Annotated in this window: 19 protein-coding genes; 13 read left to right on the top strand and 6 right to left on the bottom strand. The window is 57.2% G+C overall.

The window, feature by feature from the left end; translation table 11 throughout:
* Positions 1–35: 35 nt before the first annotated feature.
* Positions 36–767, top strand: a complete 732-nt coding sequence (gene pdxJ, locus FFS28_RS10695) for a pyridoxine 5'-phosphate synthase (RefSeq protein WP_006176719.1) — start codon at positions 36–38, stop codon at positions 765–767.
* Positions 767–1,147, top strand: a complete 381-nt coding sequence (gene acpS / locus FFS28_RS10690; protein WP_088207934.1) for a holo-ACP synthase — start codon at positions 767–769, stop codon at positions 1,145–1,147. Before pdxJ ends, acpS begins: the two co-directional genes overlap by 1 nt.
* On the opposite strand, the gene FFS28_RS10685 is transcribed toward acpS, so the two are convergent.
* Positions 1,144–1,404 (bottom strand): YfhL family 4Fe-4S dicluster ferredoxin, encoded by a 261-nt coding sequence (locus tag FFS28_RS10685; RefSeq protein ID WP_006176717.1) that lies wholly within the window; start codon positions 1,402–1,404, stop codon positions 1,144–1,146. The two genes, acpS and FFS28_RS10685, sit on opposite strands and share 4 nt — an antisense overlap.
* Before the next feature lie 56 nt (positions 1,405–1,460).
* Complete coding sequence (locus FFS28_RS10680; RefSeq protein WP_006176716.1) at positions 1,461–2,309, bottom strand: MurR/RpiR family transcriptional regulator; 849 nt, start codon at positions 2,307–2,309, stop codon at positions 1,461–1,463.
* A gap of 118 nt (positions 2,310–2,427) precedes the next feature.
* Here FFS28_RS10680 and murQ point away from each other — a divergent pair, with 118 nt between their 5' ends.
* Genes murQ through tadA form a run of 4 tightly spaced genes read left to right on the top strand, consistent with a single transcriptional unit; the run spans position 2,428 to position 5,898 of the window.
* Positions 2,428–3,324, top strand: a complete 897-nt coding sequence (murQ, locus tag FFS28_RS10675) for an N-acetylmuramic acid 6-phosphate etherase (protein WP_102890369.1) — start codon at positions 2,428–2,430, stop codon at positions 3,322–3,324.
* A 9-nt stretch (positions 3,325–3,333) separates the two neighbouring features.
* Positions 3,334–4,695 (top strand): PTS transporter subunit EIIC, encoded by a 1,362-nt coding sequence (locus FFS28_RS10670; protein ID WP_137849514.1) that lies wholly within the window; start codon positions 3,334–3,336, stop codon positions 4,693–4,695.
* Between the two features lie 3 nt (positions 4,696–4,698).
* Positions 4,699–5,334: a phosphatidylglycerophosphatase C gene (gene yfhb / locus FFS28_RS10665; protein WP_006176712.1), complete on the top strand. Its 636-nt coding sequence runs from the start codon at positions 4,699–4,701 to the stop codon at positions 5,332–5,334.
* A 57-nt stretch (positions 5,335–5,391) separates the two neighbouring features.
* Positions 5,392–5,898, top strand: coding sequence for a tRNA adenosine(34) deaminase TadA (gene tadA / locus FFS28_RS10660; protein ID WP_006176711.1), 507 nt, complete (start codon positions 5,392–5,394; stop codon positions 5,896–5,898).
* Here tadA and mltF read toward each other — a convergent pair.
* Complete coding sequence (gene mltF, locus FFS28_RS10655) at positions 5,786–7,336, bottom strand: membrane-bound lytic murein transglycosylase MltF (RefSeq protein WP_058610321.1); 1,551 nt, start codon at positions 7,334–7,336, stop codon at positions 5,786–5,788. The two genes, tadA and mltF, sit on opposite strands and share 113 nt — an antisense overlap.
* Before the next feature lie 266 nt (positions 7,337–7,602).
* On the opposite strand from mltF, the gene purL reads away from it, so the two are divergent.
* The 5 genes from purL (at position 7,603) to glnB (ending at position 15,955) form a co-directional block, all read left to right on the top strand.
* Entirely contained in the window at positions 7,603–11,490 is a 3,888-nt protein-coding gene (gene purL / locus FFS28_RS10650) for a phosphoribosylformylglycinamidine synthase (protein WP_137849513.1), read from the top strand.
* 518 nt (positions 11,491–12,008) lie between these two features.
* Positions 12,009–13,442, top strand: a complete 1,434-nt coding sequence (qseE, locus tag FFS28_RS10645) for a two component system sensor histidine kinase QseE/GlrK (RefSeq protein WP_171007403.1) — start codon at positions 12,009–12,011, stop codon at positions 13,440–13,442.
* Positions 13,439–14,212, top strand: a complete 774-nt coding sequence (gene qseG, locus FFS28_RS10640) for a two-component system QseEF-associated lipoprotein QseG (RefSeq protein ID WP_006176706.1) — start codon at positions 13,439–13,441, stop codon at positions 14,210–14,212. Before qseE ends, qseG begins: the two co-directional genes overlap by 4 nt.
* Positions 14,199–15,536, top strand: a complete 1,338-nt coding sequence (gene glrR, locus FFS28_RS10635; RefSeq protein ID WP_006176705.1) for a two-component system response regulator GlrR — start codon at positions 14,199–14,201, stop codon at positions 15,534–15,536. Before qseG ends, glrR begins: the two co-directional genes overlap by 14 nt.
* Positions 15,537–15,616: 80 nt before the next feature.
* Positions 15,617–15,955, top strand: a complete 339-nt coding sequence (glnB, locus tag FFS28_RS10630) for a nitrogen regulatory protein P-II (protein WP_003860685.1) — start codon at positions 15,617–15,619, stop codon at positions 15,953–15,955.
* 83 nt (positions 15,956–16,038) lie between these two features.
* Here glnB and hmpA read toward each other — a convergent pair whose 3' ends face one another.
* The gene (gene hmpA / locus FFS28_RS10625; RefSeq protein WP_137849512.1) at positions 16,039–17,229 is read right to left on the bottom strand and encodes an NO-inducible flavohemoprotein; all 1,191 of its coding nucleotides are present in this window, start codon (positions 17,227–17,229) and stop codon (positions 16,039–16,041) included.
* A gap of 304 nt (positions 17,230–17,533) precedes the next feature.
* On the opposite strand from hmpA, the gene glyA reads away from it, so the two are divergent.
* Entirely contained in the window at positions 17,534–18,787 is a 1,254-nt protein-coding gene (gene glyA / locus FFS28_RS10620; protein WP_045783563.1) for a serine hydroxymethyltransferase, read from the top strand.
* Between the two features lie 54 nt (positions 18,788–18,841).
* Here glyA and FFS28_RS10615 read toward each other — a convergent pair whose 3' ends face one another.
* A complete protein-coding gene (locus tag FFS28_RS10615) occupies positions 18,842–19,264 on the bottom strand; it encodes a DoxX family protein (RefSeq protein ID WP_137849511.1) in 423 nt (140 codons plus the stop codon).
* Between the two features lie 174 nt (positions 19,265–19,438).
* Between FFS28_RS10615 and FFS28_RS10610 the strand changes: the two genes are divergently transcribed.
* Positions 19,439–20,578 carry a 3-phenylpropionate MFS transporter gene (locus FFS28_RS10610; RefSeq protein WP_137849510.1) on the top strand — a complete coding sequence of 380 codons (1,140 nt, stop codon included), beginning with the start codon at positions 19,439–19,441 and terminating at the stop codon, positions 20,576–20,578.
* Here FFS28_RS10610 and csiE read toward each other — a convergent pair.
* Positions 20,575–21,852 carry a stationary phase inducible protein CsiE gene (gene csiE / locus FFS28_RS10605; RefSeq protein ID WP_006176699.1) on the bottom strand — a complete coding sequence of 426 codons (1,278 nt, stop codon included), beginning with the start codon at positions 21,850–21,852 and terminating at the stop codon, positions 20,575–20,577. The two genes, FFS28_RS10610 and csiE, sit on opposite strands and share 4 nt — an antisense overlap.
* Positions 21,853–21,918 lie beyond the last annotated feature (66 nt).

Genomic DNA, 21,918 nt, shown 5'->3' with positions numbered 1-21,918 from the left:
GGGAAAGGAAATGAACCAAAATACCGAGGATTGTCATGGCTGAATTACTGTTAGGCGTCAACATCGATCACATTGCCACGCTGCGTAATGCGCGCGGGACGGCGTATCCCGATCCGGTTCAGGCGGCGTTTATCGCCGAACAGGCTGGCGCCGACGGTATTACCGTTCACCTGCGTGAAGATCGCCGCCACATCACCGACCGTGACGTGCGCATTCTGCGTCAAACGCTGGATACCCGCATGAATCTGGAGATGGCCGTCACCGAGGAGATGCTGGCGATTGCCTGCGAAACGAAGCCGCATTTCTGCTGCCTGGTGCCGGAAAAGCGTCAGGAAGTGACCACCGAAGGCGGTCTCGACGTGGCGGGCCAGCCTGAGAAAATGCGTGATGCCTGCAAACGTCTGGCAGATGCCGGTATTCTGGTTTCCCTGTTTATCGATGCCGATGACGCGCAGATCAAAGCGGCGGCTGATGCAGGCGCGCCGTATATCGAAATTCATACCGGCTGTTATGCCGATGCCAAAAACGATGCCGAGCAGGCGAAAGAGCTTGAGCGCATCGCGAAAGCCGCCACCTATGCGGCAAGCCTCGGCCTGAAGGTCAATGCCGGTCACGGGCTGACCTACCACAACGTAAAAGCCATCGCCGCGCTGCCGGAAATGCACGAGCTGAATATCGGACACGCCATTATTGGCCGTGCGGTGATGAGCGGCCTGAAAGACGCCGTGGCGGAAATGAAGCGCCTGATGCTGGAAGCACGCCAGTAATGGCCATTCTGGGCTTAGGCACCGATATCGTAGAAATCGCCCGCATAGAAGCGGTGATCGCCCGTAGCGGCGATCGCCTGGCAAGACGCGTGCTGAGCGACAACGAATGGGCCATCTGGGAAGCGCACCAGCAGCCGGTGCGTTTTCTGGCGAAGCGCTTTGCGGTGAAAGAGGCGGCGGCGAAAGCCTTCGGAACCGGCATTCGTAACGGGCTGGCGTTTAATCAGTTCGAAGTTTTCAATGATGAACTGGGGAAACCGCGCCTGCGCTTATGGGGCGAGGCGCAAAAGCTGGCGGAAAAACTCGGCGTAGCGCATATGCACGTCACGCTGGCCGATGAACGCCACTACGCCTGCGCGACGGTCATCATCGAAAGTTAAAGTTTGTCCGCGTGGTGCATCAGGACAAACTTGTCCCACAGTTGCTCTTCGCTCTCAGCGTGTGCCGGATCTTTAAGAATGGTATTGGGGATAGGGCATACCTTCTGACAGGTCGGCGTCTCGTAGTGGCCGATGCATTCGGTGCAGCGGTCGCTGTTAATCTCATAAATGCTCTCACCCATCGAAATGGCCTCGTTCGGGCATTCGGGTTCGCACATATCGCAATTGATGCATTTTTTGGTGATTAACAGCGCCATCGGGAAATTCTCAGAAACAACACAAACAGGGCGGGCATTATACGCTCATTCTCTGTTCAAACCAGTTTTTTTACCAGCGCCTCGCTGTGGCGGATCCGCTCCGGCGCATGCTCAAGATCCTGCTGTACGAGAGCCATAAACAGCAGATCCGTCAGCATCATCTGGGCACTGGTGGAGGAGATGGCTGCGCTGCGCGTGGCCTGTTCTTCGGCGATGGTATACAGACAGCGGGTCGCACGCTGTTGCAGCGCGTTAGGGGTGAAACCGGTGATGGCCAAAATTTTACCACCCACGCGCAGCGTTTCATCCGTCGCCATATTGATCTCCCGGCGTTCGCCGGAATAGGAGATCGCCAGCAGCACGTCTTCAGGATCCATTGCCTGGACCGTCGCCAGCAGGGCATGCATATCCTGCTCAACAATGGCGTTAAGACCGATTTTTGTCAGCTTCCAGCCAAAGTTACGCGCCACAAGCCCGGACGCGCCAATCCCGGTCAAAATAATGCGCCGTGCGTTACGCAGCATCGCGACGCTATCCAGCAGCTTCTCTTCGGTGTTGACGTCGAGCGTCGCATGCATGGCCGCGACCTTCTCTTTGATCAGCTTTTCGCCCACCAGGCGCATCGGATCGTCGCCGCGGATCTGGTTATGCACCGGCATCGACTGCGGGTTCGGATTACTGACCAGCGCTTCGCTGAGCGCCAGTTTCAGCGCCGGGAAGCCTTTAAAACCAATCTTCTGGGCAAATTTCACCACGCTGGACTGGCTTACCCCCGCCTCGCTCGCCAGCTGCTGCGAGCTGAGATGGCGCGCCCGATCGGGCTGGGACAGCAGAAAGTCCGCGAGCTTCTTATCGCTCTGGGCAAAGCCCGCGTAACGCTGGCGAATGCGAATTAAACAGTTCATACGATCTCCTGGCGAAAATGTGATTGCCTGCGCAAATACGGATTTTGCTCGCCTGAATGAATTTTATATTCCATTATAGTGTGATTATTATGAATTAAAAATTCTTGAGGTACAAAAAATGAATCTTGGCTCACTTGTTTCTGAAACGCGCAACCCGCAAACAATGGATCTGGATGCGCTCTCCACGCTGGAACTGGTTAACCGTTTTAATCAGCAGGATACGCTGGTCGCGCTGGCGGTGAAAGAGACATTACCAGAGGTCGCGAAGGCGGTCGATGCGGCAGCGGCCGCGCTGAAAGCCGGTGGACGCATTATCTACATGGGCGCAGGCACCAGCGGACGTCTCGGCGTGCTGGACGCGTCTGAATGCCCGCCGACCTTTGGCGTACCGCATGGTCTGGTGGTGGGGTTGATCGCCGGTGGTCCTGGCGCGCTGCTTAAGGCGGTAGAAGGGGCGGAAGACAGCAAACAGCTGGGCGAGGATGACCTGAAGGCGCTGAACCTGACCGCACAGGATCTGGTGGTGGGCCTGGCAGCCTCGGGGCGCACGCCGTACGTCATTGGCGGCCTCGAGTACGCCAGGCAGACCGGGTGCACCACGGTGGCAATCTCCTGCAACCCCGGCTCCCCGATTGCGCAGGTGGCAGATATCGCTATCTCGCCGGTCGTCGGGCCTGAAGCGCTTACCGGCTCCACGCGGCTAAAGTCCGGAACCGCACAAAAACTGGTACTGAATATGATCTCTACCGGCGCGATGGTGAAATTTGGCAAGGTTTACCAGAACCTGATGGTGGATATGAAGGCCACTAACGTCAAGCTGGTGGACAGAGCGTGTCGCATGGTGGTGGAAGCCACAGGGACAAGCCGCGAGGAGGCGGAGAAGGTACTCAAGCAGACGGACTACGACGTGAAACCGGCCATCCTGATGATATTAAGCGGGCTGGATGCAGCCGCTGCACGAGCCAGCCTTGAAAGGCATCAAGGCTTCCTGCGGGCGGCATTAGAAAACGTATAAGAGGCGTGTATGGAAAAAACAGCAGCGCTCGCCAGCGACATCCTGAAGGGAATCGGTGGGGAAAAAAATATACAGCGTCTGGAAAACTGCATGACGCGCGTGCGCGTCGAGGTGCATGACGATGAACAGCTCGACATTGTGCGTCTTAAGCAGCTTCCTGGCGTCAGCGGCTACGTCAAGCAAGGGCAACAGCATCAGCTGATCGTCGGACCGGGCAAAGCGGCACAGGTGGTTGATGCCATGCGTGCGCAAATGGGCGGTGAGGCGACAGCGACAGTTAACGATGCCGAGCGTACCAAAGCGCAGGCGAAAGCCAAATACAAAGCCCCGATGAGCGATGCGCTGCGCCAGCTGGCAAACGTCTTTATTCCCCTGATCCCGGCGTTTATTGCCTCCGGCTTAATCACGGGGATCATTAATATCCTCAAGCGTCCGGACATCGTGGGTGATTTTGCCACCCACTATCCGAACCTGCTGGGCATTCTGGGGATCTTCGGCAGCGCCGTGTTTGCCATCATGAGCATTCTGGTGGGGGTCAACACTGCGAAGGTGTTTGGCGGCTCGATGGCCATGGGCGGCGTGATGGCGGGCATTTTGTCCAGCCCGCAGCTGGCGCAGATCACGCTGTTTGGTGAGGCGCTTCAGCCTGGCCGGGGCGGCGTCATTGCCGTGCTGCTGGTGGTCATCCTGATGTGCTGGATTGAAAAAAGACTGCGCGCCCTGCTGCCGGGCTCGCTTGAGCTTATCCTCAATCCGCTGCTGACTACGCTTATCGCAGGCGGAATCGCCATCGTTGCGCTGCAGCCGCTGGGGGGATGGATCTCCGAGGCGATTGCGCACGGTGCCTCTCTGGCTATCGATCGCGGCGGCTTGCTGGTCGGCGCGGTGTTGTCGGGGACGTTCCTGCCGCTGGTACTGACCGGTCTGCATCAGGGGCTGGTACCGATCCACGTTGAACTGGTACAGGCGCACGGGTATAACGCGTTGCTGCCAATTCTCTCTATGGCCGGGGTGGGTCAGGTGGGCGCGGCCCTCGCGGTACTGATGAAAACCCGCAATACGCGGCTGAAAAAAGTGATTAAAGGCGCGATGCCAGTCGGATTACTCGGCATCGGTGAGCCATTAATTTTCGGCGTGACGCTGCCGTTGGGTAAGCCCTTTCTTGCCGCCTGTCTGGGCGGTGCGGTAGGTGGGGCGCTGATTAGCTACTGGAAAGTGGCGACCGTGATTACCTTCGGGCTGTCGGGTTTACCGCTGGCATTAACGATCGTCACCGGAAAAGTCATGCTCTATCTGTTAGGCTATTTGGTAACGGTAATTGCAGGTTTCCTGTTTACCTGGCTATTAGGATTCAACGACCCAGAGGAGTAAGGTTTGGCAAATCACGAGCGTCGCGTTGTCTTTTTCGACCTGGACGGAACGCTGCACCAGCAGGATATGTTCGGCACGTTTATGCGCTACCTGCTGCGGCGTCAGCCTGTGAATGCGCTGCTCGTCTTACCGCTCTTACCCGTCATTGGCATTGCGCTGCTGGTGAAAGGCCGTGCCGCGCGATGGCCAATGAGCCTGCTGCTGTGGGGCTGCACGTTCGGCCACAGCGATGCGCGGCTTAAACAGCTTGAACAGGATTTTGTGCACTGGTTTCGCGGTCATGTGACCGCGTTTCCCGTAGTTCAGGAAAGGCTCACTCAGTATCTCGATGCCAATGACGCCGACATCTGGTTGATTACCGGCTCGCCGCAGCCGCTGGTTGAGCAGGTTTACGTTGATACCCCGTGGCTACCGCGCGTCAATCTCATCGCCACGCAGATCTCAAGAGGCTATGGTGGCTGGGTGCTCACCCTGCGCTGCCTCGGGCACGAAAAAGTCGTCCAGCTTGAAAAGCGCATCGGTACGCCGCTGCGTCTTTACAGCGGCTACAGCGACAGCAAACAGGACAACCCGCTTCTCTACTTTTGCCAGCACCGCTGGCGCGTCACGCCGTCAGGTGAACTCCAGCAACTCGAATAGTCTTCTTGAGAGTGGGTGTGTATAATGCCGCCCGCTTTTAGACAGGAGTATTAACCGTTGTCCAACCCTGAACGCGATCATGAATACTGGATGCGCCACGCGCTTACGCTGGCCCAACGTGCCTGGGAAGAGGGCGAAGTCCCCGTGGGGGCCGTGCTGGTCCATAATAATCAGGTCATTGGGGAAGGGTGGAATCGGCCAATTGGCCGCCACGATCCGACCGCGCACGCCGAGATTATGGCGTTACGTCAGGGCGGACTGGTGATGCAAAACTATCGCCTGCTTGATACCACGCTGTACGTTACGCTCGAGCCCTGTGTCATGTGCTCAGGGGCGATGGTCCACAGCCGCATCGGCACGCTGGTTTTTGGTGCCCGGGATGAAAAAACCGGGGCGGCAGGCTCGCTGATGGATGTTCTCGGCCACCCGGGGATGAACCACCAGGTGAAGATTATCGGTGGGGTACTTGCACCAGAATGTTCGGGTCTATTGAGTGACTTCTTTCGAATGCGTCGGCAGCAGAAAAAGCAGCAAAAGGCAGAATTGACGCGGTCGGACGATTAAGCTCGTCCGGCGCGACAATCGGGTAGCTTTGCGCCAGCTGCTGCGCTTCGGCAGCCTCTTTTTCTTTTTCCAGCAGATAACCCACCAGGCTTATCTGATATTTACGAATATTCTCCACATAGGCGTAGGCTTCATGCCCGCGCGCGTAGCCGTAGGTCAGCTTGTTATACCACGGCTTCTGGCTTAAGAGCGGCAAGCGCTGCTTAACGTCAGACCAGCTGTCCGGATTACCCTTTGTTTTCGCCGTCAGCGCACGGGCATCCAGCATGTGCGCGTACCCCATGTTATAGGCCGCCAGCGCAAACCAGATACGTTCCTCTTCCGGAACCGATTCAGGCACTTTCCCCATCATATCCTGCAGATAACGCGCGCCACCGCTGATACTCTGCTCGGCATCGGTGCGGTCAGTCAGGCCAAGACTCTGCGCCGTGTTTTTGGTCAGCATCATCAGGCCACGCACGCCGGTAGGGGAGGTCGCCTGCGTATCCCAGTGTGATTCCTGATACGAAATAGCCGCCAGTAATTTCCAGTCAATTTCCTGGGCATACTTCTCAAACAGCGGCTGCAGGTCAGGCAGAACGCTATCGACGGCGCGTAAGAAACTGCGGGTGTCGACGTAATCGAAATCATCACCGTGGCCGAGATACTTCTCTTCCAGACGGGCCAGCGTGCCGTCTTCATTGATGGTGTTGTAGAAATCCAGCATGGCCGCTGAGAGGGTCTGGTCGTTATCAAGCTGGGTAAACCAGGTCACCGGTTGTTCGTCCGTGACGTCCAGCGCGACGGCAATTTCGGGGTGAACGCGCTGAAACAGGCTGATCGCCACCGAGTCGGCAATGGTGTACGGAATTTTTTTATCCTTCACCTGCTCCAGCAGCGCGTTGGTGCCGAGCTTAGGGTCAACCGTCCAGCTGAGATCCGGGTATTTCGTCTCTTTTAACGCGCGTAAATCGTCAATCACCACATGGCCAGGGGCGATGGTCAGCTGCTGCTCGCCGATCCCGGCAAGCGAGCGCGGGCGCAGGCTGCCGACGCGGTAAACCAGCTGTTGGGAAACGGAGTAGTAGGTCGGGCCAGGCTGATAGCTCTTGCTGCGCTCGCTGTTGTACACCAGTCCGGCGGCGAGTATGTCCGCCTCGTTATGATCGAGATCGTCAAACAGCTGGTTGATGTTCTGACGCACGGTCACCTTCAGCTTCACGCCGAGGTAGTTGGCGAACTGCTGCGCCAGCTCATAGTCCAGGCCGATGGTTTTGCCGTTGATGTCGCTGTAGATAAGCGGCGAAGAAAGTGTACTGACGCGCAGTTCCCCCCGCTCCTGAATGGCGGCGATGCGGTTTTCGGCTTTACCGAACCAGGGGATTGAAGGCCAGAGGGCCACTGCCAGCAGCAACGTCACAATGCCGATGAGCAGATAATTAATCTTTAATTTTTTCAATTAGTTAATTCTCTGCGACGCCGGTTGCCTCAGTATGCTGTAGCCATAGTAAGAATAAGGATTGCCATTGGATGAGCGGCATTTTGCGTAAACCCGCGCCAGTTGGCAACCCATTAGAGAAAGAGGCCACATCTATTGTTAAACGTAAACGCTGATTTTATTTCGACGCAAACGGTTTCGTCGGCGCTCAGGATTCTCTATAATGACGCCCGTTTTCCCCCTTGCGCACACTGAAAGCGCCCCGGCGCTTCGAAGACGAGAGACTTATGATGGAAATTCTGCGTGGTTCGCCTGCACTGTCTGCCTTCCGTATCAACAAACTGCTGGCACGCTTTCAGGCAGCCAACCTTCCGGTAAGCAATATTTACGCTGAGTATGTCCATTTTGCTGATCTGAACGCCCCCCTGAACACAGAAGAGCGCGAGCAGCTGGAACGCCTGCTCAAGTATGGTCCAAGCCTGAGTAGCCACACGCCAACCGGCACACTGATCCTTGCAACCCCGCGTCCGGGCACCATCTCCCCCTGGTCTTCTAAAGCCACCGACATCGCTCACAACTGCGGTCTGAACCAGATTAACCGTCTGGAACGCGGTGTGGCGTACTATGTTGAAGCCTCTACCCTGACTGCGGAACAGTGGCAGACCGTAGCCGCTGAACTGCACGATCGCATGATGGAGAGCGTATTTACCTCTCTGGACGACGCGCAGAAGCTGTTCTCCCATCACCAGCCTGCGCCAGTGCAGAGCGTGGATCTGCTGGGGCAGGGCCGTCAGGCGCTGATTGACGCCAACCTGCGTCTCGGCCTGGCGCTGGCGGAAGACGAAATCGACTACCTGCACGATGCCTTTGTGAAGTTGAACCGCAACCCGAACGACATCGAGCTGTATATGTTCGCGCAGGCCAACTCTGAGCACTGCCGCCACAAGATTTTCAACGCCGACTGGATTATTGACGGCGAACAGCAGCCGAAGTCGCTGTTCAAAATGATTAAAAACACCATGGAGCACACCCCTGACCACGTACTGTCTGCCTATAAAGACAATGCCGCGGTGATGGAAGGCTCTGAGGTGGGCCGCTTCTTCGCCGATCGCGAAGCAGGGCGCTACGATTTCCATCAGGAACCTGCGCATATCCTGATGAAGGTAGAAACGCACAACCACCCGACGGCGATCTCTCCGTGGCCGGGCGCGGCAACGGGGTCCGGCGGTGAAATCCGTGACGAAGGCGCAACGGGCCGCGGTGCAAAACCGAAGGCGGGTCTGGTGGGCTTCTCGGTCTCTAACCTGCGTATTCCGGGCTTTGAACAGCCGTGGGAAGAAGACTTCGGCAAGCCGGAGCGCATCGTGACCGCGCTGGATATCATGACCGAAGGTCCGCTGGGCGGCGCGGCGTTTAACAACGAGTTTGGTCGTCCCGCGCTGAACGGCTATTTCCGTACCTATGAAGAGAAAGTGGACAGCCACAACGGCGAAGAGCTGCGCGGCTACCACAAGCCGATCATGCTGGCAGGCGGGATCGGCAACATTCGCGCCGATCACGTTCAGAAAGGTGAGATCGTGGTGGGCGCGAAGCTGATCGTCCTCGGCGGCCCGTCAATGAACATCGGTCTGGGCGGCGGAGCTGCTTCGTCAATGGCCTCCGGCCAGTCTGACGCCGATCTCGATTTCGCCTCCGTGCAGCGTGATAACCCTGAAATGGAGCGCCGCTGTCAGGAAGTGATCGACCGCTGCTGGCAGTTGGGCGACGCTAACCCGATCCTCTTTATTCACGACGTGGGCGCAGGCGGTCTGTCTAACGCCATGCCGGAGCTGGTGAGCGACGGTGGACGCGGCGGGCGCTTTAACCTGCGCGACATTCTGAACGATGAGCCAGGCATGAGCCCGCTGGAAATCTGGTGTAACGAATCCCAGGAGCGCTACGTGCTGGCCGTTGCTGCCGACCAGCTGCCGCTGTTTGACGAGCTGTGCCGCCGCGAGCGCGCCCCGTATGCCGTCATCGGTGAAGCGACGGAAGAACAGCACCTGAGCCTGAACGACACCCACTTCGATAATCAGCCTATCGATCTGCCGCTGGACGTGCTGCTCGGCAAAACGCCAAAAATGACCCGCGATGTCCAGACCCGTAAAGCCGCGGGTAAGGCGCTGGATCGTCAGGCAATCACCGTGGCTGACGCGGTCAACCGCGTGCTGCACCTGCCTGCCGTCGCGGAGAAGACGTTCCTGGTGACCATTGGCGACCGTACCGTCACCGGTATGGTGGCGCGTGACCAGATGGTTGGCCCGTGGCAGATCCCAGTGGCGAACTGTGCCGTAACCACCGCGAGCCTCGATAGCTACTACGGCGAAGCGATGGCGCTGGGTGAACGTACGCCGGTGGCGCTGCTGGACTTCGCCGCCTCTGCCCGTCTGGCGGTCGGTGAAGCGCTGACCAACATCGCCGCGACGCAGATCGGTGATATCAAACGGATCAAACTCTCCGCGAACTGGATGGCCGCAGCCGGCCACCCGGGAGAAGATGCTGGCCTGTACGAAGCCGTGAAAGCGGTGGGTGAGGAGCTGTGTCCTGCGCTTGGCCTGACCATTCCGGTGGGTAAAGACTCTATGTCGATGAAAACCCGCTGGCAGGAAGGCAACGAGCAGCGCGAGATGACCTCCCCGCTGTCGCTGGTGATTACCGCCTTTGCCCGCGTGGAGGACGTGCGTCATACCGTGACGCCACAGCTCTCTACCGAAGACAACGCCCTGCTGCTGATTGACCTCGGCAAAGGGCAGAATGCGCTCGGTGCGACCGCGCTGGCGCAGGTGTATCGTCAGCTCGGCGACAAGCCGGCAGACGTGCGCGATGTCGCTCAGTTAAAAGGCTTCTACGACGCGATTCAGGCGCTGGTGGCGCAGCGTAAGCTGCTGGCCTACCACGACCGCTCTGATGGCGGCCTGCTGGTCACCCTGGCCGAGATGGCCTTCACCGGCCACTGCGGCGTTGAGGCGAACATCGCCTCGCTGGGGGATGACCGTCTGGCGGCGCTGTTCAATGAAGAGCTGGGCGCGGTGATTCAGGTGCGTGCGGCAGATCGCGACGCGGTTGACGCTGTCCTGGCACAGCACGGTCTGGCTGACTGCGTGCATTATCTGGGTAAAGCCGTTCAGGGTGACCGCTTCGTGATTGAAGCAGACGGCCACGCGGTGTTCAGCGAAAGCCGTACCACGCTGCGTATGTGGTGGGCTGAAACCACCTGGCAAATGCAGCGCCTGCGCGACAACCCGGAATGTGCCGATCAGGAACACGAGGCCAAGGCTAACGACAACGATCCTGGCCTCAACGTGAAGCTCTCCTTCGACATCAACGACGACATTGCGGCACCGTACATTGCCACCGGCGCGCGTCCAAAAGTGGCGGTACTGCGCGAGCAGGGCGTTAACTCCCACGTTGAGATGGCGGCCGCCTTCCACCGTGCGGGCTTTGATGCCATTGACGTTCACATGAGCGACCTGCTGGCAGGGCGTACCGGTCTGGATGATTTCCATGCGCTGGTGGCGTGCGGCGGTTTCTCCTACGGCGATGTGCTGGGCGCGGGTGAGGGCTGGGCGAAATCGATCCTGTTCAACAGCCGCGTGCGCGATGAGTTCGAGACCTTCTTCCACCGTCCGCAGACGCTGGCGCTGGGCGTGTGTAACGGCTGCCAGATGATGTCTAACCTGCGCGAGCTTATCCCGGGCAGTGAAGCCTGGCCGCGCTTCGTGCGTAACCGCTCTGACCGCTTCGAAGCGCGTTTCAGCCTGGTGGAAGTAACGCAAAGCCCGTCACTTCTGCTGCAGGGAATGGTCGGGTCACAGATGCCCATTGCGGTTTCTCACGGCGAAGGTCAGGTCGAAGTGCGTGATGCCGCGCACCTGGCGCAGCTTGAAAGCAAAGGCCTGGTGGCGCTGCGCTTTGTCGATAACCTCGGTAAGGTAACCGAAACGTACCCGGCTAACCCGAACGGTTCGGCAAACGGGATCACCGCTGTGACCAGCGAAAGCGGTCGGGCGACGATTATGATGCCGCACCCTGAGCGCGTGTTCCGTACCGTGAGCAACTCCTGGCACCCGGAAAACTGGGGCGAGGACAGCCCGTGGATGCGTATCTTCCGCAACGCACGTAAGCAGTTGGGGTAAGTTTCCCGCGCAGAATAAAGCCTCCGTCAGGGGGCTTTTTTTTGGTGTCGGGAAATCGAGACAAACCCCTATACTGGTTGTCGCCAGTTGGCGACACTTAACGTGTTGATTTTTATAGTGGTAACCAGGTTGCGGTTAAGGTGTTGCTAATTAGCGACACTTGGCTGCAAAATCGTTCACGTCATAATGAATTCAGTTAACACATAAAAACGTTAAATATCATCAAGATAAATTATTTATTTGCAAGTTGGCACAGCTGTTGCATAATAATAGTCAGTGGCTCATTCACCCTCTTATGTCAGCCCCTTCGGGACGTGCTACATAAACTTCGAATGACGCACAAAAAGGTGCCTGCCGTCCAACTACTGATCATAGCGATGCTTTATCAGGACAGGGCGAAACGTCGAGTTAGGCACCGCCTCATTTCATGACAAAGCCGGGTTTTTACCCGGCTTTGTTGTATCTGACGGTCAGTCTCAGTTACGCTCTCATCAAACCCACATTAAGAGAGTAATGTGTTGAAACGCTGGCCCGCTTTCCCCCGTTCCCTGCGACAGCTCGTTATGATGGCGTTCTTGCTGATCCTGCTGCCACTGCTGGTGCTGGCATGGCAGGCGTGGCAAAGCCTGAATGCCCTGAGCGCGCAGGCGGCATTAACCAACCGCACCACGCTCATTGACGCCAGGCGCAGTGAGGCAATGACCAACGCCGCGCTGGAGATGGAGCGCAGCTATCGCCAGTATTGCGTTCTCGACGACAGCACGCTGGAGAAGGTCTATCAGAACCAGCGTAAGCGCTACAGCGAAATGCTGGACGCCCATGCGGGCGTACTGCCGGATGATAAGCTCTACCAGGCATTGCGCCAGGATTTGAACAGCCTTGCCCAGCTCCAGTGTAAAAACAGTGGCCCGGATGAAGCCGCCGCGGCGCGTCTTGAAGCCTTTGCCAACGCCAATACCGAAATGGTGCAGACCACGCGAACGGTGATTTTCTCGCGCGGACAGCAGTTGCAGCAGGAGATTGCCGAGCGCGGGCAGTTCTTTGGCTGGCAGGCGTTAATACTCTTTCTCGTTAGCCTCGCGCTGGTGGTGTTGTTCACGCGCATGATCATCGGCCCGGTGAAGGGCATCCAGCGGATGATTAACCGGCTGGGGGAGGGGAAGTCCCTTGGTGACACGGTGGCCTTTAAAGGGCCGCGCGAGCTGCGCTCCGTAGGGCAGCGCATCATCTGGCTTTCGGAGCGCCTGGCGTGGCTCGAATCTCAGCGCCATCAGTTTTTGCGCCACATCTCCCATGAGCTTAAAACCCCGCTTGCCAGCATGCGCGAAGGCACAGAACTGCTGGCGGATGAGGTGGCAGGGCCGTTGACCTCTGAGCAGAAAGAGATTGTCGAGATACTGGACGCCAGCAGCCGCAATTTGCAAAAGCTTATTGAGCAACTGCTGGACTATAACCGCAAGCTGGCGGATGGTGTGGTGGTGCTGGAGAAGGTTGAGATTGAGCCGCTGGTGGATATGGTGATCTCTGCCCATAGCCTGCCCGCAAGGGCTAAAATGATGCATACCGCTGTGGCGCTCGACGAGCCGGCTTGTCTGGCCGAACCGATGCTGCTGATGAGCGTGCTGGATAATCTTTATTCCAATGCGGTGCACTATGGTACTGAATCCGGTAACATTTATATCAGAAGCTATACGAACGGTTCTCGGGTGTTTATTGACGTAGCGAATACGGGCACCCCGATCCCGGATGACGAAAAAACAATGATATTTGAACCCTTCTTTCAGGGCAGTCATCAGCGGAAAGGTGCGGTAAAAGGAAGCGGTCTGGGGCTGAGTATTGCCCGCGACTGCATAAGACGTATGCAGGGTGAACTGAAGATCGTTAGCGATGCGCGATCGGACGTTTGCTTCCGTATTGAACTGCCTCTTGAGCCGGAAAAATCAATGAAATGAATCTAAGTCTGGTGAGTATGTCACACGTCTTTTTCCGCGCAATGCGCGCGGCGTTTTCCAGCAAACCATTACGCCTGGCCCTGCCATGTCTCTTACTGGCAGGCTGTGTCACCCATGCACCTAAGAGTGCCATCAGTGAAAAACAAGACGATAAATGGCCCGTCAACCAGCTGGCGAATTTCCTGACCACCCCGTGTGAGGGCATCTGGCAGTTATCGGGGCACGACGTCGAAACCAACCCGTTATTCTGGCTGCGGGGGATCGACTGCGCGCAGCGTCTGGCGCCTGTAGACGCGCGTGCGCAGGCGGCCCTGTGGGGCGCAGAGACCTGGCAGGACAACTTTAAGCGCGCGATCCTGCTGGCAGATGCCAAAATCACGCCGGTTGAGCGCCGCGCGAATACCACGCGCCTCGATGCTCAGGCGATGAGTATTCCCTCTCAGGTGCGCCCGGTGTACCAGCTGTGGCGTGACGGACAGGCCCTGCAGCTGCAGCTCTCTGAGGAGCGCTCGCGCTACAGCAGGTTGCAACAAGCGACGGATGCCGAGTTAGATACCCTTCGCCAGCAGCAGGACGCGTTACGCGCGCAGCTCGATACAACGACCCGCAAGCTGGAAAATCTGACCGACATTGAAAGGCAACTCTCAACGCGTAAGCCGACGGGCAGCTACCTGCCTGATGGCTCTAAAGGTAATCAACCTTCCGCGGTGCCTGAGGATCAGGAGAGCGACACGCCCAAACAAGAGGATGTGAGTCATGACAAGCCGTAAACCTGCCCATCTCCTGCTGGTGGATGACGATCCCGGGCTGTTAAAACTGCTGGGGATGCGTCTGGTCAGTGAAGGCTACACCGTGGTGACTGCCGAAAGCGGCCAGGAAGGGCTAAAAGTCCTCTCCCGCGAGAAGATCGATCTGGTCATCAGCGATTTACGGATGGACGAGATGGACGGCATGCAGCTGTTTGCCGAGATCCAGAAGCAGCAGCCGGGAATGCCGGTGATAATCCTTACCGCGCACGGCTCGATTCCGGACGCCGTGGCCGCAACGCAGCAGGGGGTGTTCAGCTTCCTGACCAAACCGGTGGATAAAGACGCGCTGTATAAGGCCATCGACAGCGCGCTTGAACATGCCGCGCCTTCCGGTGATGAAACCTGGCGTGAATCCATCGTTACGCGCAGCCCTGTTATGCTGCGCCTGCTCGAACAGGCGCGGATGGTGGCGCAATCTGACGTCAGCGTTCTGATTAACGGCCAGAGCGGAACCGGGAAGGAGATCCTGGCGCAGGCGATCCACAACGCCAGTCCGCGCAGCAAAAATGCCTTTATTGCCATTAACTGCGGCGCGCTGCCGGAGCAACTGCTGGAATCCGAACTCTTTGGTCACGCGCGCGGTGCCTTTACCGGCGCGGTCAGCAGCCGGGAAGGGCTCTTCCAGGCGGCGGAAGGCGGCACGCTGTTTCTTGATGAGATTGGCGATATGCCCGCGCCGCTGCAGGTTAAACTGCTGCGTGTGCTGCAGGAACGCAAAGTTCGCCCGCTCGGCAGCAACCGGGATATCGACATCAACGTGCGCATCATCTCTGCAACCCACCGTGATTTGCCGAAGGTGATGGCGCGCAACGAGTTTCGCGAAGATCTCTATTACCGCCTGAACGTCGTGAACCTGAAAATTCCGGCGCTGGCCGAGCGAGCGGAAGATATCCCGCTGCTGGCGAACCATCTGCTGCGCCAGTCCGCCGATCGTCATAAACCTTTTGTGCGGGCCTTTTCCACCGATGCGATGAAACGTCTGATGACCGCAAGCTGGCCGGGCAACGTCCGTCAGCTGGTAAACGTCATTGAGCAGTGCGTGGCGTTGACGTCGTCGCCGGTCATTAGCGATGCGCTGGTAGGGCAGGCGCTGGAAGGGGAAAACACGGCGCTGCCCACCTTCGCGGAAGCGCGCAATCAGTTCGAACTCAATTATCTGCGTAAGCTTTTGCAAATCACTAAGGGCAACGTGACCCACGCGGCGCGCATGGCCGGACGCAACCGTACCGAGTTCTACAAGCTGCTGTCACGCCACGAGCTGGAAGCGAACGATTTTAAAGAGTAGTACCGCAAAATCCGAACGAATATGATACTGTGAGCAATCGATTACGAGGCAGCTTACAGGCAAGAGTTTAAGGACCCACCATGAAAAAAATTGATGCGATTATTAAACCTTTCAAACTGGATGATGTACGTGAAGCGCTGGCAGAAGTAGGCATCACCGGGATGACAGTGACGGAAGTGAAAGGTTTTGGTCGTCAAAAAGGTCACACCGAGCTGTACCGTGGCGCAGAGTACATGGTGGACTTTCTGCCGAAAGTAAAAATTGAAATCGTGGTCAGCGACGACATCGTGGACACCTGCGTGGATACCATTATCCGCACGGCCCAGACGGGTAAAATCGGCGACGGGAAAATCTTCGTCTTCGACGTGGCGCGCGTGATCCGTATTCGTACCGGTGAAGAAGACGACGCGGCGATTTAACATTGTTAACGGTTATGTAGGCCGGGTAAGGCGCAGCCGCCATCCGGCGAAAAAAAAGCCCCTCGTATGAGGGGCTTTTTGCGTTACAGCACCTTATGCGGCCCGAAACATTCGTAATGAATGTTGTCTTTATTGACGCCCAGGTCAACCAGCTGCTTCGCTGCATACTGCATAAACGCTACCGGTCCACACACGTAGAACTGCATTTCCGGCGCGCTAAACGCCCCTTCATGCTGGCTCAAATTCATCAGACCTTCGCTGTCGAAACGTGCTGCCGCGCGGTCCGCATCCGTTGGCAGACGATACCAGGTGTGCGCCGTAAAGTGCGGCAGACCTGCTGCCAGCGCTGTAACTTCATCCGCAAAAGCATGCACATCACCGTTTTCTGCAGCGTGGAACCAGTTCACCTGCGCGCTGTGGTGAGATTTTGCAAGAGTATCCAGCATCGCCAGCATTGGCGTTTGACCCACACCCGCAGAGATCAGCGTAACCGGTACATTTGACTCAACGGCCATAAAGAAATCACCCGCCGGTGCGGCCAGATGCACCACGTCGCCCACTTTCGCTTCGTTATGCAGCCAGCTTGATACCTGGCCACCCTCTTCGCGTTTCACCGCAATACGGTAGCCTTTGCCGTTCGGCTTACGGGTAAGAGAGTACTGGCGGATCTCCTGATGCGGGAAACCGTCTGGCTTCAGCCACACGCCGAGATACTGGCCCGGCTGGTAATCTGCCACCGGCTGCCCGTCGACCGGCTCGAATTCAAAGCTGGTAATCAGCGCGCTGCGCGGCGTTTTTTCGACGATGCGGAACGCACGGGTGCCTTCCCAGCCGCCGTTTTTACTGGCGTTTTCGCTGTAGATCTCTGCTTCACGGTTGATAAACACGCCTGCCAGCACGCCGTAGGCTTTGCCCCAGGCGTCAAGCACCTCCTCGCCTGGGCTGAACATCTCGTCCAGCGTTGCCAGCAGATGAGCGCCAACAATGTTGTACTGCTCGGGTTTGATCTGGAAGCTGGTATGTTTCTGCGCGATTTTCTCTACCGCAGGCAGCAGGGCCGGCAGGTTTTCAATATTGCTGGCATAGGCGGCGATGGCGTTAAACAACGCTTCACGCTGATCGCCGTTGCGCTGGTTGCTCATGTTAAAAATTTCTTTGAGCTCCGGATTATGCGCGAACATGCGATCGTAGAAGTGGGCGGTAAGTTTAGGGCCGGTTTCGACCAGCAGGGGAATAGTAGCCTTAACGGTAGCGATGGTTTGAGCGTCTAACATAGCAACTTCCTTCATATGTTACTTTAATGATGTATTTTATATGCATCTTATAAAAATAACCCTGTAATGTAAATGGTTCTTTGCATAGTGAAAAATATGCATCACAAAGCTGAAAAGAAATCCGCTGAAACGGACGACCGCTTTATTGCTCAAACCCTTGCGTGGCGCGCAGGAAAACGTTTGCGTAAAATCGTTTGTCAAGACCTGTTATCGAAGAACTATTCGGTTATACTGTTGCGCGTCGTCCAACAGGACTGCCTTTTCAGGCCAAAAATTTACTTGTTAGCTGAGTCAGGAGATGCGGATGTTAAAGCGTGAAATGAACATTGCCGATTATGATGCCGAACTGTGGCAGGCTATGGAGCAGGAAAAAGTACGTCAGGAAGAGCACATCGAACTGATCGCCTCCGAGAACTACACCAGCCCGCGCGTCATGCAGGCGCAGGGTTCTCAGCTGACCAACAAATATGCTGAAGGTTATCCGGGCAAGCGCTATTACGGCGGTTGCGAGTACGTTGATATCGTTGAGCAGCTGGCGATTGACCGCGCAAAAGAGCTGTTTGGCGCTGACTACGCAAACGTCCAGCCACACTCCGGCTCTCAGGCTAACTTTGCGGTCTATACCGCGCTGCTGCAGCCGGGCGATACCGTTCTGGGTATGAACCTGGCGCAGGGCGGCCACCTGACTCACGGCTCCCCGGTTAACTTCTCTGGGAAACTGTACAACATCATTCCTTACGGTATTGATGAGTCCGGTAAAATTGACTACGAAGACATGGCGAAGCAGGCCAAAGAGCACAAGCCGAAGATGATTATCGGTGGCTTCTCCGCTTACTCCGGCGTGGTTGACTGGGCTAAAATGCGCGAAATCGCAGACAGCATCGGCGCTTACCTGTTCGTCGATATGGCACACGTTGCCGGTCTGATTGCTGCAGGCGTCTATCCGAACCCGGTTCCACATGCGCACGTTGTCACCACCACCACCCACAAAACGCTGGCCGGTCCACGCGGTGGCCTGATCCTGGCGAAAGGCGGCGACGAAGATCTGTATAAGAAACTGAACTCAGCCGTGTTCCCAAGCGCACAGGGCGGCCCGCTGATGCACGTCATCGCGGCAAAAGCCGTGGCGCTGAAAGAAGCGATGGAGCCAGAGTTCAAAGTTTACCAGCAGCAGGTTGCTAAGAACGCTAAAGCGATGGTGGAAGTGTTCCTGAACCGTGGCTACAAAGTGGTTTCCGGCGGTACTGAAAACCACCTGTTCCTGCTGGATCTGGTTGATAAGAACCTGACCGGTAAAGAAGCTGACGCTGCCCTGGGCCGCGCCAACATCACCGTCAACAAAAACAGCGTACCAAACGATCCTAAGAGCCCGTTTGTGACGTCCGGTATCCGTATCGGCTCTCCGGCCGTCACGCGCCGTGGCTTCAAAGAAGCAGAAGTGAAAGAGCTGGCGGGCTGGATGTGCGACGTGCTGGACAACATCAATGACGAAGCGGTCATTGAGCGTGTTAAAGGTAAAGTGCTGGATATCTGTGCACGCTTCCCGGTGTACGCATAATCTTACTGCTTTGCAGACAGTATTAAGGCCGCGCTTGCGGCCTTTTTTTATGGGCTAACGTCGGTCAAGGGAGATTGCGCCCGGCCCGACAATCGCCAGCAAAAGAAACGCGCCCGCAATACTCACATTCTTGTAGAAGTTAATCATATTCGGCACAACCGCATCGCCGGTCATATTCCAGTAATGGTGGCCAATCACCGCTGTTCCCAGGGTGTAAAAAACATACAGCACGGCGAGAGGGCGGGTGAAAAAGCCAAGCACGATCACTATCGCGACGGGCACTTCCATGACCACCGCGATAATTGCCGCCAGCATCGGCATGGGGGCGCCAAGCGACGCCATATACTGCACGGTGCCGCTAAAGCCCGTCAGTTTTGGGAAGCCAAAAATAATAAACAACACAACGATGGCGATGCGGGCAACCAACAGCAACAGGTGGCGCGACTGGCCAAAATCGAGGTAGCGAAGCGAGTTCATGGCAGAAATACCTCTGCAGAGGGGAGTCATTTAAACGTAATACAGATTTTCCTCCCTTGCCATAAGCCAGTCGACTGCACGGAATGTTAAATTTTCGTTAACTTATAGCAGGCTATCGACTTGCTTAATTTGCCTATTCTCGCCAGACTATGGCCTTCATTTCGGGAGGGATTCATGGTCTTGCATTCCACGCGCTGGCTGGCGCTCAGCTATTTTACCTACTTCTTTAGCTACGGCATTTTTCTGCCATTCTGGAGCGTCTGGCTCAAAGGGATCGGCCTGAGCCCCGAAACCATCGGCGTACTGCTGGGGGCAGGGCTGGTGGCGCGTTTCCTCGGTAGCCTGCTGATTGCGCCGCGCGTTAGCGATCCGTCTTTACTGATTAAAGCCGTACGCATACTCGCCTTGCTGACGCTGGTGTTTGTCGCCTGCTTCTGGGTCAGCCATCAGTTTGCCTGGCTGATGGTGGTGATGGTTGGCTTTAACCTGTTTTTCTCTCCCCTGGTTCCGCTGACGGATGCGCTGGCGAACACCTGGCAAAAACAGATCACCATGGACTATGGCCGCGTGCGGCTGTGGGGATCGATCGCCTTTGTGATTGGCTCTGCGCTGGTGGGGAAGCTGGTCAGCCTCTACGATTATCACGCGATCCTGGCGCTGCTGAGCATCGGGATTGCCTCGATGCTGCTGGGGATGCTGCTCCGCCCGTCCGTGATGCCGCAGGGGGAAAGCCGTCACCAGGAGAGCGCAGGCTGGCCTGCATGGCGCAGCCTGGTGGCACAAAGCTGGCGTTTCCTGGCCTGCGTATGCCTGCTTCAGGGGGCACACGCGGCTTATTATGGCTTCAGTGCCATCTACTGGCAGGGGGCGGGATACTCTGCGTCTGCGGTGGGCTACCTGTGGTCGTTGGGGGTGGTCGCTGAGGTCATTATCTTTGCGCTGAGTAAAAAACTGTTCAGCCGCTTTGGCGCGCGTGATTTGCTGTTGCTCTCCGCCATTTGCGGCGTGGCGCGCTGGGGCATCATGGGCTGGACCACCGAACTGCCGTGGCTCATCGTCGCGCAAATCCTGCACTGCGGTACCTTTACCGTCTGTCATCTGGCGGCGATGCGCTATATCGCGGCGCGAGAGGGTGGAGACGTTATTCGCCTGCAGGCGGTCTACTCTGCAGTCGCGATGGGCGGCAGTATTGCGATCATGACCGTCTTTGCGGGCTTCCTGTATCAGCACCTTGGGCACGGCGTGTTCTGGGTGATGGCGCTGGTCGCGCTGCCTGCCATCATCGTGCGTCCTAAGGTGACCGCCCGGGCTTAATGTTCCAGCATGGCGCGGATATGTTCTTGCTGCTGCGCGTTCAGTGTCTCTACGGCATGGATCAGCGGCGGCGAGAACAGCGGCAGCGCGGTAGGATAGGGCGTGATAACCAGCGCCGCTTCGCGCGGTGCGCCCTCTTTCTGAAAGCTCTGTAGCGTCAGGTAACGGATATTGAGCGGCAGCAGCGTGAGCTCGCGCAACTGCTGTTCGATATGCGCCTCGCACGCTTTATCTTCACCCGTCAGTAACACCACCTGTTTTTCGTGCAGGTCGGTCTCCTGCATCAGCCAGGCACCAAAAATCACCGCCACCAGGCTCATCTCTTCATCCGAGAACCGCAGCCCAAACTCGGCTTCCAGCTCATACAGCGCCTCTTTGGTGGTGCGCAACAGGCGTGGATAAAGCCGATGGATCTCCTCCGGCAGGCTATTGTCGATGCCAATCTCAAAAAGGGAGCGGTCCAGCGCCTGCGCGAGATGGACATACAGCTGGTCGGTCAGCCCCTGTTCATCGCTGAAGTTCATGCCGGTTTGCGCCCGGAAACGGGCGACCATCCGCACAATCGCCCGGCGTAAACGCTGATCCTGCTGGTGTTTATCGAGCGCCGGGTCGGGGGTGCGCAGCATCATAAACAGCAGCGCGAGAAACAGCTGCTCATCGCCATGCGTGCCCTGCGGGACGCGCCGTTTCCAGTGGCGGACAATCTCCTGCGCCGTAAAATACTCCCCTCTCGACTGCGTCCAGCTGCGCTGAACCGGCGAAAACTGCGGAGTGTTGCCCCGATGGTGTTGAATCAGACAGTATTGCAGGTAGAGCTGTAAAAACTGAACGTCGCGGCACTCAAACTGACGCTGCAGCTTACGTGAGCAAAAGTTAATCAACGCCCGCAGGTTCGCATCATCATAAAGCGGTCGCGCGATACCCTGCTGTTTAAGCGCGGTTTTTAACGCGGGGGTAAACTGGTGCGAGACAAAATGCGGGCAAAGCCGGAGCGAGCGGCGCAGCCAGTGCAGCAAACATAAGCGCTGGTTAAGGGCGGAGCCTTCAAGCCGGTAGCAGCCGTCGTGGTGCGTAACAATATCCAGCCGGTGATAGCGCTGGATTTCATCGCGCGTCTCGGCTATATCTTGCCGTGCGATGGCGTCGTCCACCCCATTGGCAGCAATGATGCTCTGTGCGGTGACGGCAGCATCGGGCAGGTAAAGCATCAAAAGCACCTGGCAGCGGCGCTGCGAACTGGAAAGCACAGATGGAATTTCAAGCGTCGTCATCATCTGTCGGGTATCCAGTGTGAATGTAAGATAAGAATAGCTAAAGGATGGGCGCTGAAAAGCGCGCCG

It is taken from the genome of Enterobacter sp. 2VL, from assembly GCF_005503595.1.
Taxonomy (GTDB): Bacteria; Pseudomonadota; Gammaproteobacteria; order Enterobacterales; family Enterobacteriaceae; genus Enterobacter; species Enterobacter cancerogenus.
This window is presented reverse-complemented; position numbering and strand designations above follow the sequence as displayed.

What these genes read in the sequence shown, in the direction of transcription:
- pdxJ (WP_006176719.1), top strand. Translation starts at nt 36, where the DNA reads ATGGCTGAATTACTGTTAGGCGTCAACATCGATCACATTGCCACGCTG.
- acpS (WP_088207934.1), top strand. Translation starts at nt 767, where the DNA reads ATGGCCATTCTGGGCTTAGGCACCGATATCGTAGAAATCGCCCGCATA.
- FFS28_RS10685 (WP_006176717.1), bottom strand. Translation starts at nt 1,404, where the DNA reads ATGGCGCTGTTAATCACCAAAAAATGCATCAATTGCGATATGTGCGAA.
- FFS28_RS10680 (WP_006176716.1), bottom strand. Translation starts at nt 2,309, where the DNA reads ATGAACTGTTTAATTCGCATTCGCCAGCGTTACGCGGGCTTTGCCCAG.
- murQ (WP_102890369.1), top strand. Translation starts at nt 2,428, where the DNA reads ATGAATCTTGGCTCACTTGTTTCTGAAACGCGCAACCCGCAAACAATG.
- FFS28_RS10670 (WP_137849514.1), top strand. Translation starts at nt 3,334, where the DNA reads ATGGAAAAAACAGCAGCGCTCGCCAGCGACATCCTGAAGGGAATCGGT.
- purL (WP_137849513.1), top strand. Translation starts at nt 7,603, where the DNA reads ATGATGGAAATTCTGCGTGGTTCGCCTGCACTGTCTGCCTTCCGTATC.
- qseG (WP_006176706.1), top strand. Translation starts at nt 13,439, where the DNA reads ATGAATCTAAGTCTGGTGAGTATGTCACACGTCTTTTTCCGCGCAATG.
- glrR (WP_006176705.1), top strand. Translation starts at nt 14,199, where the DNA reads ATGACAAGCCGTAAACCTGCCCATCTCCTGCTGGTGGATGACGATCCC.
- glnB (WP_003860685.1), top strand. Translation starts at nt 15,617, where the DNA reads ATGAAAAAAATTGATGCGATTATTAAACCTTTCAAACTGGATGATGTA.
- hmpA (WP_137849512.1), bottom strand. Translation starts at nt 17,229, where the DNA reads ATGTTAGACGCTCAAACCATCGCTACCGTTAAGGCTACTATTCCCCTG.
- glyA (WP_045783563.1), top strand. Translation starts at nt 17,534, where the DNA reads ATGTTAAAGCGTGAAATGAACATTGCCGATTATGATGCCGAACTGTGG.
- FFS28_RS10615 (WP_137849511.1), bottom strand. Translation starts at nt 19,264, where the DNA reads ATGAACTCGCTTCGCTACCTCGATTTTGGCCAGTCGCGCCACCTGTTG.
- FFS28_RS10610 (WP_137849510.1), top strand. Translation starts at nt 19,439, where the DNA reads ATGGTCTTGCATTCCACGCGCTGGCTGGCGCTCAGCTATTTTACCTAC.
- csiE (WP_006176699.1), bottom strand. Translation starts at nt 21,852, where the DNA reads ATGATGACGACGCTTGAAATTCCATCTGTGCTTTCCAGTTCGCAGCGC.